Origin of the sequence: Pseudoalteromonas sp. SG44-5, from assembly GCF_014164175.1 — a bacterium.
Lineage (GTDB): Bacteria > Pseudomonadota > Gammaproteobacteria > Enterobacterales > Alteromonadaceae > Pseudoalteromonas > Pseudoalteromonas nigrifaciens.
This window is the reverse complement of sequence record NZ_JACJES010000004.1, coordinates 211,960-224,970: the sequence shown is the minus strand read 5'-3', so window position 1 is coordinate 224,970 and position 13,011 is coordinate 211,960. Positions and strand designations below refer to the sequence as shown.

Annotated in this window: 15 protein-coding genes; 10 read left to right on the top strand and 5 right to left on the bottom strand. The window is 39.3% G+C overall.

Translation table 11 applies throughout. The features are described 5' to 3' along the window. Window positions 1-385 precede the first annotated feature (385 nt). The 7 genes from dusA (at window position 386) to H5079_RS07705 (ending at window position 5,225) form a co-directional block, all read left to right on the top strand. Entirely contained in the window at window positions 386-1,354 is a 969-nt protein-coding gene (dusA, locus tag H5079_RS07735) for a tRNA dihydrouridine(20/20a) synthase DusA (RefSeq protein WP_080516805.1), read from the top strand. 253 nt (window positions 1,355-1,607) lie between these two features. Further along, window positions 1,608-2,288 (top strand): PspA/IM30 family protein, encoded by a 681-nt coding sequence (locus H5079_RS07730; protein WP_182683841.1) that lies wholly within the window; start codon window positions 1,608-1,610, stop codon window positions 2,286-2,288. Window positions 2,289-2,298: 10 nt separating this feature from the next. Further along, entirely contained in the window at window positions 2,299-2,505 is a 207-nt protein-coding gene (locus H5079_RS07725; RefSeq protein WP_182683840.1) for a PspC domain-containing protein, read from the top strand. Window positions 2,506-2,541: 36 nt separating this feature from the next. Beyond that, on the top strand, window positions 2,542-2,868 hold the full coding sequence (locus tag H5079_RS07720; protein ID WP_182683839.1) for a hypothetical protein: 327 nt from the start codon (window positions 2,542-2,544) through the stop codon (window positions 2,866-2,868). A 78-nt stretch (window positions 2,869-2,946) separates the two neighbouring features. Beyond that, on the top strand, window positions 2,947-3,456 hold the full coding sequence (locus H5079_RS07715; RefSeq protein ID WP_086996934.1) for a copper chaperone PCu(A)C: 510 nt from the start codon (window positions 2,947-2,949) through the stop codon (window positions 3,454-3,456). A gap of 8 nt (window positions 3,457-3,464) precedes the next feature. Further along, the gene (locus H5079_RS07710) at window positions 3,465-4,451 is read left to right on the top strand and encodes a DUF2333 family protein (RefSeq protein WP_182683838.1); all 987 of its coding nucleotides are present in this window, start codon (window positions 3,465-3,467) and stop codon (window positions 4,449-4,451) included. A gap of 3 nt (window positions 4,452-4,454) precedes the next feature. Further along, window positions 4,455-5,225: a TIGR04219 family outer membrane beta-barrel protein gene (locus tag H5079_RS07705; RefSeq protein WP_182683837.1), complete on the top strand. Its 771-nt coding sequence runs from the start codon at window positions 4,455-4,457 to the stop codon at window positions 5,223-5,225. 36 nt (window positions 5,226-5,261) lie between these two features. Here H5079_RS07705 and H5079_RS07700 read toward each other — a convergent pair whose 3' ends face one another. Further along, the gene (locus H5079_RS07700) at window positions 5,262-6,149 is read right to left on the bottom strand and encodes a TIGR03899 family protein (protein WP_011327209.1); all 888 of its coding nucleotides are present in this window, start codon (window positions 6,147-6,149) and stop codon (window positions 5,262-5,264) included. Further along, window positions 6,118-6,678, bottom strand: coding sequence for an SRPBCC family protein (locus tag H5079_RS07695; protein WP_011327210.1), 561 nt, complete (start codon window positions 6,676-6,678; stop codon window positions 6,118-6,120). Before H5079_RS07695 ends, H5079_RS07700 begins: the two co-directional genes overlap by 32 nt. Before the next feature lie 301 nt (window positions 6,679-6,979). Here H5079_RS07695 and H5079_RS07690 point away from each other — a divergent pair, with 301 nt between their 5' ends. Continuing rightward, window positions 6,980-9,157 (top strand): YgiQ family radical SAM protein, encoded by a 2,178-nt coding sequence (locus H5079_RS07690; RefSeq protein ID WP_011327211.1) that lies wholly within the window; start codon window positions 6,980-6,982, stop codon window positions 9,155-9,157. A gap of 139 nt (window positions 9,158-9,296) precedes the next feature. On the opposite strand, the gene H5079_RS07685 is transcribed toward H5079_RS07690, so the two are convergent. Further along, window positions 9,297-9,617, bottom strand: a complete 321-nt coding sequence (locus H5079_RS07685) for a BON domain-containing protein (RefSeq protein ID WP_011327212.1) — start codon at window positions 9,615-9,617, stop codon at window positions 9,297-9,299. A gap of 254 nt (window positions 9,618-9,871) precedes the next feature. Then, window positions 9,872-11,098: an ATP-dependent RNA helicase SrmB gene (gene srmB / locus H5079_RS07680; protein ID WP_058372586.1), complete on the bottom strand. Its 1,227-nt coding sequence runs from the start codon at window positions 11,096-11,098 to the stop codon at window positions 9,872-9,874. A 75-nt stretch (window positions 11,099-11,173) separates the two neighbouring features. Between srmB and H5079_RS07675 the strand changes: the two genes are divergently transcribed. Together H5079_RS07675 and H5079_RS07670 are read left to right on the top strand one after the other, a co-directional pair. After that, window positions 11,174-11,872 (top strand): tRNA1(Val) (adenine(37)-N6)-methyltransferase, encoded by a 699-nt coding sequence (locus tag H5079_RS07675; protein WP_182683836.1) that lies wholly within the window; start codon window positions 11,174-11,176, stop codon window positions 11,870-11,872. A gap of 52 nt (window positions 11,873-11,924) precedes the next feature. Next, window positions 11,925-12,371 carry a DUF2147 domain-containing protein gene (locus tag H5079_RS07670; RefSeq protein ID WP_011327215.1) on the top strand — a complete coding sequence of 149 codons (447 nt, stop codon included), beginning with the start codon at window positions 11,925-11,927 and terminating at the stop codon, window positions 12,369-12,371. A 63-nt stretch (window positions 12,372-12,434) separates the two neighbouring features. Here the strand turns inward: H5079_RS07670 and fldB are convergent, their stop codons facing one another. Beyond that, window positions 12,435-12,956 carry a flavodoxin FldB gene (gene fldB, locus H5079_RS07665; RefSeq protein WP_011327216.1) on the bottom strand — a complete coding sequence of 174 codons (522 nt, stop codon included), beginning with the start codon at window positions 12,954-12,956 and terminating at the stop codon, window positions 12,435-12,437. Window positions 12,957-13,011: the final 55 nt, after the last annotated feature.

Below are 13,011 nucleotides of genomic sequence, written 5' to 3'. Positions count from 1 at the left end.
AACTCAGTAGTGAAACGAAACAGCGCCGATGATAGTGTAGCATTTGCTATGTGAAAGTAGGACATTGCCAGGCTCCAAATTGTAGAAAGCCCGACTAGAAATAGTCGGGCTTTTTTACGTCTGCAAGAAAGTGAAATGTGGGTGGCTGAACTTTGAACGCTGACGTTTTCAATATAAATGGTATCTATATTTTTTGCTTATTCTGATATAATAATGTTTGAATTTAGCGCAGATACGCCTGATTTTATATTCTAAAACACCCCTTTTGATTGTTCCCTACGGTGTAGTTATTTATTAATAATAGATCTAAATGTGTGTAAATAAGCAAAAAAGAGATATTTAAATTGAACGAAATGTACTTAAACTTATATAGCACGGTGTACCAATGAAACCACTCGATAGACGCTTTTCTGTAGCACCCATGTTGGATTGGACTGATCGTCATTGTCGTACTTTTCATCGTAAAATGACTAAGCATACAGTGTTGTACACGGAAATGATCACCACGGGTGCTATTTTGTTTGGCCGAGGCGACTACCTACACTTTAATCAACACGAAGGGCCTGTTGCATTGCAGCTGGGTGGCTCTGATCCACAGGCTCTTGCACAATGTGCAAAGCTTGCGGGTGAGCGTGGTTATGACGAAATTAACTTAAACGTAGGTTGCCCGTCAGATCGCGTGCAGAATGGTCGTTTCGGTGCTTGTTTAATGGGTGAGCCGCAATTAGTTGCTGACTGTGTGGCGGCAATGAAAGCAGAAGTAAATATACCTGTTACGGTTAAAACGCGCATTGGTATTGATGAGCAAGACTCGTATGAGTTTTTGTGTGCACTTATAGAAGCGTCGCATAATGTTGGGTGTGATGATTTTATTATTCATGCTCGTAAAGCTTGGTTAAAGGGGTTAAGCCCTAAAGAAAACCGTGAGGTACCGCCGCTTGATTATCCACGTGTTTATCAGTTGAAAAAAGATTATCCACAACTCGATTTAAGTCTTAATGGTGGTGTTAAAACAATTGAACAAAGTTTAGAGCATTTACAGCATATTGATGGTGTGATGATTGGTAGAGAAGCGTATAGCAACCCATTTATACTCAATGAAGTGGATGAAAAGATTTATGGTGATATCGCTAACACGCAATCTCGTCATGATGTCGTGCGCTCTATGTATAGTTATATTGAAGACGAAATGCGCTTAGGGGCTAACTTTTGGCATGTTGCTCGTCATATGCTGGGGATTTTTCAGGGGCAGCCTGGTGCCCGTGGATTTAGGCGTCATCTGTCTGAAAATGGCCATGGAAAACAAGCCGACTTATCGGTAATGGATAAAGCTTTGAGTTTTGTACCTGAATAATCAGCTAAGTGAATAATTTAATAAATGAATAAATACAGCCATCTTCGGATGGCTTTTTTGATCCTAAAAAATAGTCAAAAGTTTAGTTTATTGGCTAATTACACTTAATCATATTCAGTTAAAAGTAACTTTAATTTATAAATTATAAGTTTAAGTTTCTGAATTTAATGTGTTTTACTGTTTATATTATTACTTGGCATAACTCTTGGAATCTAATTTGTGTAATCACTTAAAAAGTTAACAGGAGAATCTCATGGGAATATTTAATCGCGTAAACGATATTGTTCAAGCAAATATAGTGTCGATATTAGACAAGGCAGAAGATCCAGAAAAATTACTTAATTTAATGCTCAGCGAGATGCAAGATGCACTTACTGAGTGTCGCATTACGACAGCGGCTTTGTTGTGCGAAGAAAAAACACTTAAACGTCAAATTGAAAATAAAAATAACAATTTAGTATATTGGCAGGATAAAGCTGAGCTAGCAATAGAGAGAGGTCGAGATGATTTGGCAAAATCAGCTTTGCTTGAAAAACAAACCATTAGTAACACAGTTGTAGCAAAGCAGCTGCAACTAGAAACGCTGCAGCAATCAATAACTAAAATGACAGCGGATTGTCAGCGTTTGCAACAAAGAATAGCCGAGGCTAAAGCCAAGCAAACACAGTTAGTACAGCGGCACAATATAGTGGCTGCAAGGGGGCAAATAAATAGCCAATTACAAAGTGAAAAAGTTGCACATGCACTCTCTCGATTTGAGAAAGTAGAGCAGCGCGTAGAAGGTATTGAAGCACAGGTAGAAGCGTACGAGCTTACTGATTCAGAAAATACTATAGCTGCACAAATAGACGCTTTGGTGAAAAACGAACAAGTAGATGCAGAATTAGCTCGCTTAAAAGCTGATTTAAAAACTAACTTAAAACAGAGTGCTTAAGGAGATAATTATGAATAGTTTTAACAGCAAACGTGGTTGGTACAAAGATCCACTTGATAAAAAAATATCTGGTGTGTGCAGTGGTTTAGCGCAGCGATTAGATTTACCTGTGTGGTCAACACGACTTGTCACTATTTTATTATTTTTGAGTTTTCCGTTTGCAATTGCACTAGGTTATTTTATTGCGCATTGCTGCCTAGAAGAAAAAATAATTTAAGCTAATTTACATTTAGATTGAATTAAGGAGAGCTAAATGAAAGCGTTAGCCGTATGTATAATTGTTTATTTACTATTTTTTACTGATGTTGTCTCTGCGGTGCACTTTGATACTTGGCAATTACCGCTTTGGATTGCAGATACAAGTTGGACTGGGCTTGAGCTAATAGGAGTTTTAGCGGCTATTATTATTTTTGTAGCTGTTGCAGTACTAATAACGATAGGATTAGTTGGCGCAGCAGCAGTTGCATTAGTCGGAACTGTATTGGCATTTTTATTTGGATCGCTGATGATTGCTTGGCCGTTACTATTTATTGCGGTACTTTGCTGGTTAGTAGCTGATAACAAAAAAGTAGCATCTTAACTCCAAATTAACTGACTATTGCAACTGAACTATGTTAAATTTGATACTTAGCATTATGTTTTAACAAGGATTAGAGTGGTGATTAAACAGTGTATTTCAATTGTTTTGGTGTCGGTTTTAAGTCTTTTTTCATCATCATCGATGGCACATTCAGGGCATGATCACGATGCGGATGTTGCTATTATTAAGGTTAGTAATGCACAAGTAAGGGAGTTTTTACCTGCCACAACTTCAAGTGTAGGTTATTTAAGTATTATAAATCATAGTGATACTGTGGCTACGTTGACTAAAGCAACTATTGATGGCTTAGGTCGCGTTGAAATTCATGAGCACTCGCACGTAGATGGCATGATGAAAATGCAAAAAGTTGAATCGTTAACAATTAACGCCCATCAACAAATCGATTTTAAGCCTGGTGGCTATCATTTAATGATTTTTGAACCACAAGAACCGTTAAAAGTAGGCCAACAACGTAAACTCACACTATATTTTAGTGATGGCAACCGTGTATTTACCAATGCTCAGGTGGTATCGCTTGCATCACAAGCAGAACAATCACAAGCATCAAAACAACATACTCATCATTAGGAGGATCAATGTCACAACATAAAGGGAAAATAGTTGCAGCATTAGCTATATTACTAATTATTTTTTACGCAATAGCTGTTTATTGGAGTACGGAGCCTGCTCGTTTTAATGTGGTAGAAAAAGCAAAGCAGCAAGCGCAGCAACGTAATGAGCAATTTGTTATTGGTTATACAACAACATCAACATTAATAACGGTAGCAAGTACGTTACTCGAAAAGCCAGGCGGTTATTTATCAAATGATGTTTTGCCGCCAAGTATAATAATGGACGATATGCCTGCGTGGGAATATGGCGCACTCGAAATGGTGCGTGATTTAGCCCTTTCTATGCGTAAAGATTTTAGCCGTTCGCAATCGCAATCAACTGAACACGAAGCTCTAAAAAAAGCACAGCCGCAGTTTAATATAAGCTCTGAAGCGTGGGCGTGGCCAAGCGCTGAAGGTGAGTACCAAAAAGGCATTGATTACTTATTGGTATATCGTACTCAAATAGCGAATGACCATGAGCGTGACAGTCAATTCTATGCTCGCGCCGATAACTTGCGCAGTTGGCTAAAAGAAGCTGAAAAGCGTTTAGGTAGCTTGAGTCAGCGTTTAAGCGCTAGTGTAGGCCAAGATAAAGTAAACACTGATTTAGCGGGTAATACATCAAATACACAAGCCACTTTTTCTCCATTACAACAGCAAGCAAAAACGCCATGGTTAGACATTGATGATGTATTTTATGAGTCGCGCGGTGCTACTTGGGCTTTATTGCATTTCTTACAAGCGATAGAATATGACTTTGCCGATGTACTTGAGAAAAAGAATGCACGCGTAAGTGTGCAGCAAATTATACGAGAGCTTGAGGCAACTCAAGAAACAGTATGGAGCCCAATGATATTAAATGGGAATGGTTTTGGTTATGTAGCAAACCATTCACTGGTTATGGCAAATTATATTTCTAGAGCCAATGCGGCTCTTATTGAACTTAGCGAATTATTGACCCAAGGATAGAAAATGAAAAAGTATTGTTTAGCAGCAGCCCTTTCAATGGCATGTTTAGCGCCTGCAGCGCAAGCTGATACCTTATTAGGCTTGTATGTAGGTGTTGATGGCTGGAAAGCGGATAACGAAGGAAGCTTTTCTTATAAAGGAAATGCACCACAAAATTTTAATTTTGACGATGAAACCTTCGTAAGCTACTACGCTGCACTTGAGCATCCAGTGCCATTAGTACCTAATATTAAATTAAGATACACAGAGCTTGAGCTTACCGGCTCTACACGTCTGGATAAAACATTTTCTTTTAATGGTTCAGATTACGTTGTAGGTACTACGGTTAATTCAGTAAGTGACTTAACTCACATTGATTACACATTTTATTACGAAATTTTTGATAACGACTTAATCTCTATCGATTTGGGTGTTAACGCTAAGCAGTTTGATGGTGAGATTTTAGTTAAAGGTACTACGCAACAAGGTGGCGCTGATTATACTGAAACTGTTGAGTTTTCAGGCTTTGTACCATTGGTTTACGGCCGCGCTGAAGCAGGCTTACCTTTTACCGGTTTAAGCGTGTTTTTTGAGGGCAGCTTTGTAGCAATTGACGATAGCAAAGTTCAAGATTACCAAATGGGTATTGCATGGGAATTTATTGATAACCTAGCAATAGATGTTGCTGTTAAAGCAGGTTACCGCTCAATGACATTAGAGCTAGACGATGTTGATGATATTAACACTAATATTGATGCATCGGGTCCATTTGCGGGCATTCAAGTACACTTTTAATTACACTGCTAATTAATAGTATATAGCGTGGTTTTGCTACTTAGTAGTATGCCACGCTAGTTCAAATTCACTCTCAAGTGCACTATTAAGTAACTGCTTATACACTTTATTTACCGGGTAGTTAATGAGTTTAGATAGCTCATCACCTGTTTGCGTAAACTTATAATAACTCAATACTAAATCGCTATTTTTTGCTTTTAACGTTACTTTTTGTGATAAAAACGATAACGTAAGTTCTTGCCCAGTTTTTAGTACCGCAGACTCAATCTCTTTTCGATATAGTAAATTTAAATCCATTAAAGTTAATATATCAGGAAAGCTAATCCCTGTTTTTCCTAGATTTAAAGATACTTTATTGCCCTTACGTAACAAATCAAATAGTGATGGTTTTTTATAAAACCCCAGTAAAATAAAGTGGCTATCGTCTTTTTCATTATAACCAGAGAGGGATACACACTTTTGTAGAGAGTCAGCTTCGCGCTGGGTCATATGCTTAAGTGTTTGCAAACTTTTTATTGAGAAAGTCCCCGGGTTAAGCGTTTCACCGGTGAGTATTTTTGCCCAAAGTGACTGCATAGATTGATTTGAGGTATCACCACATAGTGCTACAAAGTGTTCTACCCAATCGGCATCGGGTTGTTTACTACTGGCTACGTCAGGACAAAAATCCATTGCCATAGCTAAAATTGTTTCTATATTTTGCTGTTGTTTAATGAGCAGTAAGTCTTGTCTTTTTTGTGCTCTAGCTAAAACGGTATTGTCGCTATTAATGCGATATAGCGGTTTAACCTTGCCTTGGGGGCCATAACTTTGCTCATTATTATGGGATGCCTCATTATTGCCTACTTTAATAATAGGATAACCCAGTAACGACTCTATGGTATTAGCGAGATTAATTCTTGCTTGTGCGGTTTTGACTGCCATGACTTTCCATTATTGTTTGTGCATCACTTAGCTGCGCTACTGTTTTTAAATTATTGAGCCCCAGTGATACTGCGTTACTTAAAATGTGCTCACTAAGCACAGCCACATACCCAGAAACTAAAGGTAGCGTGGCTTGCCCCGTAATTTGAAAAGTAACCGTGACCGTTTTTGCATTTTGCGTAAATATTACATTAGCGGCAATAATGTGTTCTTGAGCAAATAAAATATTCAACACCATTTTGTTTGCACTTAACGCTGTGGTGGTCATTTCACCTGCGCCCCATTTACTTTGCCATGATTGATGAGCACCAACCCCTGTGCTTGGCTCACCTAAGGAAAATTCTACAGAGGGATCCAGCTTCTTCCAAGGCGACCATTTATGCCACTGCGAAAAGTCAGTGATTAAGGGTTTTACTATGTGCGTATTGGCATTAATGTTAATACTCTTTGTTACGTTATAGCTCTGGGGTAGTAATAGGCCAATAACGATAAAAAGTAAGAGTAAAACTAATAAAAGCTGCACTAACATTTTTAATATTTTAATAAAAAAACCTCAGATAAATTAGGTTACAAACTCATAACTTATTATTAATTTAGCATATTAACTCGGGTGTGCTTAACTTTCGAGGTTAATTTTATAGCAACTATTTTTTAATTGAGCTAGATACTTAGCCACAACCTATAAAAAGTAATAGTTAATTTAGGTGTATAAGTATTAAAAAATAACGAAACTTCACTTTAAAACCGCGCGGCACAGCAAAGTAGTGCTCTATCAAGGTAGGTTGGTATAGGGTATAATTTGCGCCTTTTGTTATTAAACGGTCAACTTTATGAGCACACTTAAAGCTAAGCGCGCCTTATTCTCATACCCAAAGTATTGGGCAGAGTGTTATGGCACAGCACCATTTTTACCTACTACACGCGAAGAAATGGATGCACTTGGCTGGGATAGCTGCGATATAATTATTATTAGTGGCGATGCTTATGTAGATCATCCTAGTTTTGGGATGGCAGTAATTGGCCGAGTACTTGAGGCGCAAGGTTTTAGAGTGGGTATTATTGCCCAGCCAGAATGGGACTCTAAAGAAGCGTTTATGGCGCTGGGTAAACCCAATTTATTTTTTGGTGTAACCGCTGGCAACATGGACTCGATGATTAACCGTTATACAGCTGAAAAACGCATGCGCCATGATGATGCCTACACGCCAGACAATATTGGTGGTAAACGCCCTGATCGTGCGGTAATCATTTACTCACAACGTTGCCGCGAAGCGTATAAAGATGTACCACTTATTTTAGGTGGCATTGAAGCAAGTTTACGCCGTGTTGCTCATTACGATTATTGGCAAGAAAAAGTGCGTCGTAGTGTTTTGTTTGACGCTAAAGCCGATATTTTAATATATGGTAATGCGGAGCGCCCACTGGTTGAGGTTGCTCATCGTATTGCAGCGGGCGAAAGTACCGATACCATTCAGGATGTACGAGGGACTGCGGTTATTCGTAAAGAGCCCTTACCAGGCTGGCGTGGCAGTGACTCTACCGCTATTGATAAAATAGGTAAAATTGATCCAATTCCAAACCCGTATGGCGCAGATGATGTTGGCTGTAGCAAATCAGAATTTAAACAAGCAGGTATAGACTTAAAAGCCGAAGCCGCCAAGGTTATTACTATTCAGCCAGCGCGCCCTAAGCCATGGGAAAAAACCTACGTTAAATTACCTGCGTTTGAGCAAGTAAGTGTGAATAAGCCATTGTATGCACATGCTTCTCGTATTGTGCACCAAGAAACTAACCCAGGTTGTGCTCGTGCTATTTTTCAGCGCCACGGCGATCGTTCTATTTGGGTTAATCCCCCAGCATATCCACTAGAAACACATGAAATGGACGCCGTATTTGGTTTGCCGTATCAACGTATTCCTCATCCTAGCTATGGGGATGCAAAAATACCTGCCTACGACATGATTAAAACGTCAGTTAATATTATGCGAGGCTGTTTTGGTGGTTGCAGTTTCTGTTCGATTACCGAACATGAAGGGCGGATTATTCAAAGCCGTTCGCAAGAATCAATAATTGAAGAAATTGAGCAAATTAGAGATAAAGTACCCGGGTTTACCGGGGTTATTTCTGACTTAGGTGGCCCAACAGCCAACATGTATAAATTGGGTTGTACTAGCAAAAAAGCAGAAAGTACCTGTCGACGTTTATCGTGTGTATACCCTGAAATATGTAAGCATATGGATACCGATCATACGCCAACAATTGAGCTGTATAAAAAAGCCCGTGAAGTTAAAGGCATTAAAAAAATATTAATCGCCTCGGGTGTACGCTACGATTTAGCCGTGCAAGATCCACGTTACGTTAAAGAATTAGTTACTCACCATGTAGGTGGATATTTAAAAATAGCGCCAGAGCATACCGAAGATGGACCATTATCAAAAATGATGAAGCCAGGTATGGGAGCGTACGATCAGTTTAAAGCGTTATTTGATAAGTACTCAAAAGAAGCGGGTAAAAAGCAGTATTTAATCCCATACTTTATTTCGGCGCACCCAGGTACTAAAGACGAAGACATGGTAAACATGGCTTTGTGGCTTAAGTCGAACGACTTTAAACTTGATCAGGTACAAAATTTTTACCCATCTCCAATGGCAAATGCGACCACTATTTATCATACCGAGATGAACTCACTGCGTAATATTAAAAATAATACCGAAGTAGTACCTGTGCCGAAAGGTGCGCGCCAGCGTCGTTTACATAAAGCAATTTTACGCTATCACGATCCTGCGGGCTGGCCAATGATCCGCGAAGCACTGCGCAAAATGGGTAAAGCTAACCTAATAGGTAAAGCGCCAAATTGCTTAGTGCCAGAAGAAGGGCGCGACGAAAGAGCTGCAAAAGGAAGTAGTCGAGGTGGGCGCCCAGCATTAACGCGCCATACTGGTTTTAGCCAATTTCATAAGGCCAATACAAAACCAAAGGTAGCGAGTAATCGCCAAAGAGCTAAATAGAGCTCATAGCTTAAAAAGTAGTTAGCCTGTTTGGCTTATTACTAAGCTTGGGCTTGATTACTGAATATATGAGCACTGAAAAAAATGCCGCTTATTTTGCAATAAGCGGCATTTTTTATGTAAGTTATTTAAGTAGAACTTAAATAATATCAATTTTGTTACGAATGATTTTTACGCCATCCATATTTTCTAAAAACTTTTGTGCCAACGCACGCTCAAAACCTGTTTGCGCTTTACCGTATAAATCTACTTCACCATTTTTAACTTGTACGCGAATATCGCTTAGCGCTAAATTGGGGTTGGTACGCAAAGTGTGGGTAATCGATTGCTGTAAGTTTGGTTGGGTTGCTAGGCTGCTAACGACAACCATATTTGTTGTAGCACTCACTTTTGTAGCGCATGCTAATAAAAACAAACAACAAAATGATACTAAAGCGATAGTTAATTTTAAACGGCTCATAATCATATCCTTACATTGCAATTAATCGGGTAGCCAAATTAGGCAGAGTTACCATGATAGTTACAATTATCGTTCCATATTTAATGTACTGAAAATAAAGGCTATTTTATTAAGTGGGAATTCAGGTGGGCAATTGTTACATAAAACTAAGTAGAGATTACATAGCCCTAAACCATGCAGTTATGGAGGAGCAGGCATTAAAAAGCCGACATTTTTGTCGGCTAATATAATACTACTTACAGTATGCGCTTAAGTTACTTTTTCTTTTTAACCTTAGCTTTTTTCTTCGCTTTCATTTTAACCGGATCTTTACGCTTTTTAGCCGGCGGCTTAGCTTCTTTATGCTTTGGCTCTAATCCTTTAATAACACGACGTTTAAGTTTTTGCTCAATATAGCGTTCTATTTTATAAAGAATGCCAATATCGTGCGCTTCAACCAGTGAAAGAGCGATGCCTTTTTTACCAGCGCGGCCTGTACGGCCAATACGGTGTACATATATATCGGCTGTGCGTGGTAGGTCAAAGTTAATTACATGGCTAATATCAGCCACGTCAATACCGCGCGCCGCTACATCGGTAGCAACTAATATACGGGTTTTGCCGCTATGGAAGTTTTCCATCGCTTTCATGCGTTTGTCTTGCGGCATTTCGCCGCGTAACCAGGCTGCTTTAACGTCGTTAGTTGTTAGTTCACCAATTAGCGTTTCAAGACGCTCACGGGTTTTAACAAACACTATGGCTTTAGTTACGTCTGGGCCATTAAGGGTATTAACTAACAGCTCAAGTTTATGATGATAGTCGTCGGCTAAATGTACCCACTGGTGAATTTTAGCCTTTTCTTTGCGTGACGATTCAGCTTCAAGCAATGCTGGATCGTTTAGCGTTGTTTCAGCAAATCTTTCAACACTGTCGCCTTCAAGGGTTGCTGAAAATAAAAAGCACTGACGACGATTTTTAGCTTCATCACAAATACGGCTCATTTCTTTTTTAAAGCCCATGTCTAGCATGCGGTCGGCTTCATCAATAATAAGCATTTCTACGTGTTCAGCATGAAAGTTTTCGGTTTCTAAATATTCCATTAAACGCCCTGGGGTGGCGATTAAAATGTCATTATTTTTTTCAAAAATCTCTTTATGCGTACCATAGTTAATACCGCCTGTTACTACCCCAATTTTAAGGTTAGTACGTTTAGCAAGTAGTTCGCATTGTTCATGAATTTGATAAGCTAGCTCACGAGTTGGCGTCATTACTAATACGCGCGCAAAACCAGGATCACGACGCGGAAAATCCAATAAATATTGAATAGCCGGAATTAAAAAGGCGGCTGTTTTACCTGTACCTGTAGGCGCAGATGCTAAAATGTCACGCCCCTGAAGTGCTTCAGGAATAGCTTGTTGTTGAATGCTGGTTGGCGTTTCGTAACCCATTTTATTAATGGCGTCGAGTAGCTTGTTATCAAGATCAAATTCAGAAAATTGCATAGAGTGTCAAAAATAAAGGACAATGGCACTAATTATACTCGGTTACGCCTGCTTGGTGAATGAAAAGGTGAAAAAATGTCTGGTTTTGCATTTAAACAATTTAAAGTTGCGCACGAACAGTGTGCAATGAAGGTATCAACCGATGGTATTTTGCTTGGAGCATGGGCTAATTTAAGTAATGCCAACAGCTTGCTCGATATAGGTACAGGCACGGGATTGCTGGCGCTTATGTGCAAACAGCGCAGCCCCCAGTTAACTATAACGGCGGTAGAAGTTGATAAAAATGCTTACCAACAAGCGTTGCAAAATATTGCCGCTAGCCCGTGGCCAAATATAGAGGTGCACCAGCAAAGCATTCAAACTTTTAACAGCGCGCAGCCATTTGATGTAGTGATAGCCAATCCGCCGTATTTTAATCACAGTTTAAAAGGTAATAATAAGGCGCGTAATATTGCGCGCCATACAGATGGTTTAAGTTTTGCTGAGCTAATTAGTGCTTTTAAAAAGCTCAGTCATTCAGGCTCAACCTTTAGCTTAATTTTACCCACTACAGAGGTTGCGGTGTTTATTGAACTTGCTACTCAAAACGGGCTTTTTTTAAATACTCATTGCCAAGTAAAGGCGACGCCAAATAAAGCGATTAGCCGAAGCCTAATGACCTTTAGCTATATAAACCAGAGCATTGTGGAATCAGCTTTGTGTATAAAAGATAATGAAAACAACTATAGCGAAGATTATATTACGCTATGCAAAGCATTTTATTTGAAGATGTAATGTGGTAAACAGTGCTGGTATGATGAGTTTATATGTATACAGGAAACTTATAATGAAAAAACGAACTAAATCAGTATTATTAAGCGCCTTAGCCGCTACATTTTTTACAACGCAGAGCGTACTTGCCAGTATGACGCCTGTTGGGCTTTGGAAAACCATTGATGAAGACACTAATGAAGCTAAGTCGTATGTCCGTATAGTTGAAAATAACGGGGTTTTAAGCGGCACCATTGAAACATTATTAAATAAAGATAAGCAAAATGCAGTGTGCTCGCAGTGCTCGGGCGATAAAAAAGATCAGCCCATATTAGGCATGACCATTATTGATAATGTGATTGATAGCGGTGATGGTAGTTGGGAAGACGGTCAAATACTCGACCCAAATAACGGTAAAAGCTATACAGTGCGCTTAACGACTCAAGATGCTGGTGAAAAATTAGAAGTGCGTGGTTATATTGGCTTTTTTTATCGTAACCAATATTGGCTAAGAGTAGAGTAGTTAGCCAATAAAATTAAAGCGCAGTGTGGCTGCGCTTTACAAGTACAACAATAATAAACAGTATTACAGGGTTTCGCTGTACTCGGTCATTACCTGTTCAACCCAAGTGGCAATACGCTCGTCGCTTAGCTCGTACTGGCTGTCTTCATCAAGGGCTAAACCAACAAAGTGTGTACCGTCTTCGGTGAGTGCTTTAGATGCTTCAAACTCGTAACTATTGTCGTTTGGCCAAAAACCTAACTGGGTAAATGTTTGCGGACTTATTTCGTCGTGTAGCATGCCAAGCGCATCTTGAAACCACTGGCCGTAACCTTGTTGATCACCCATGCCAAATAACGCGATGGTTTTACCATTTAAGTTTACGTCTGCTATGTCGTCCCACTTTGACTCCCAGTCTTCTTGTATTTCACCAAAATCCCAGGTTGAAATACCAAAAATAATGAAATCGTATTGCTCTGCATTTTTTAGTGGTTCGTCTTTAATATTATGCAAGGTAACGATATCGGCACCAATAATGTCGCGAATTTTTTCTGCTGCCATTTCGGTGTAGCAGGTAGTAGAGCCAAAAAATAAACCAATTTGCATCGTATTTATCACTGTGTAATTGCCTGATATGATAAGCTCAAGTTTACCGTAAGGT

Bases quoted from the DNA above. Each gene is read 5' to 3' on its own strand.
- dusA (WP_080516805.1), top strand. From the start codon at position 386: ATGAAACCACTCGATAGACGCTTTTCTGTAGCACCCATGTTGGATTGG.
- H5079_RS07730 (WP_182683841.1), top strand. From the start codon at position 1,608: ATGGGAATATTTAATCGCGTAAACGATATTGTTCAAGCAAATATAGTG.
- H5079_RS07725 (WP_182683840.1), top strand. From the start codon at position 2,299: ATGAATAGTTTTAACAGCAAACGTGGTTGGTACAAAGATCCACTTGAT.
- H5079_RS07720 (WP_182683839.1), top strand. From the start codon at position 2,542: ATGAAAGCGTTAGCCGTATGTATAATTGTTTATTTACTATTTTTTACT.
- H5079_RS07710 (WP_182683838.1), top strand. From the start codon at position 3,465: ATGTCACAACATAAAGGGAAAATAGTTGCAGCATTAGCTATATTACTA.
- H5079_RS07705 (WP_182683837.1), top strand. From the start codon at position 4,455: ATGAAAAAGTATTGTTTAGCAGCAGCCCTTTCAATGGCATGTTTAGCG.
- H5079_RS07700 (WP_011327209.1), bottom strand. From the start codon at position 6,149: ATGGCAGTCAAAACCGCACAAGCAAGAATTAATCTCGCTAATACCATA.
- H5079_RS07695 (WP_011327210.1), bottom strand. From the start codon at position 6,678: ATGTTAGTGCAGCTTTTATTAGTTTTACTCTTACTTTTTATCGTTATT.
- H5079_RS07690 (WP_011327211.1), top strand. From the start codon at position 6,980: ATGAGCACACTTAAAGCTAAGCGCGCCTTATTCTCATACCCAAAGTAT.
- H5079_RS07685 (WP_011327212.1), bottom strand. From the start codon at position 9,617: ATGAGCCGTTTAAAATTAACTATCGCTTTAGTATCATTTTGTTGTTTG.
- srmB (WP_058372586.1), bottom strand. From the start codon at position 11,098: ATGCAATTTTCTGAATTTGATCTTGATAACAAGCTACTCGACGCCATT.
- H5079_RS07675 (WP_182683836.1), top strand. From the start codon at position 11,174: ATGTCTGGTTTTGCATTTAAACAATTTAAAGTTGCGCACGAACAGTGT.
- H5079_RS07670 (WP_011327215.1), top strand. From the start codon at position 11,925: ATGAAAAAACGAACTAAATCAGTATTATTAAGCGCCTTAGCCGCTACA.
- fldB (WP_011327216.1), bottom strand. From the start codon at position 12,956: ATGCAAATTGGTTTATTTTTTGGCTCTACTACCTGCTACACCGAAATG.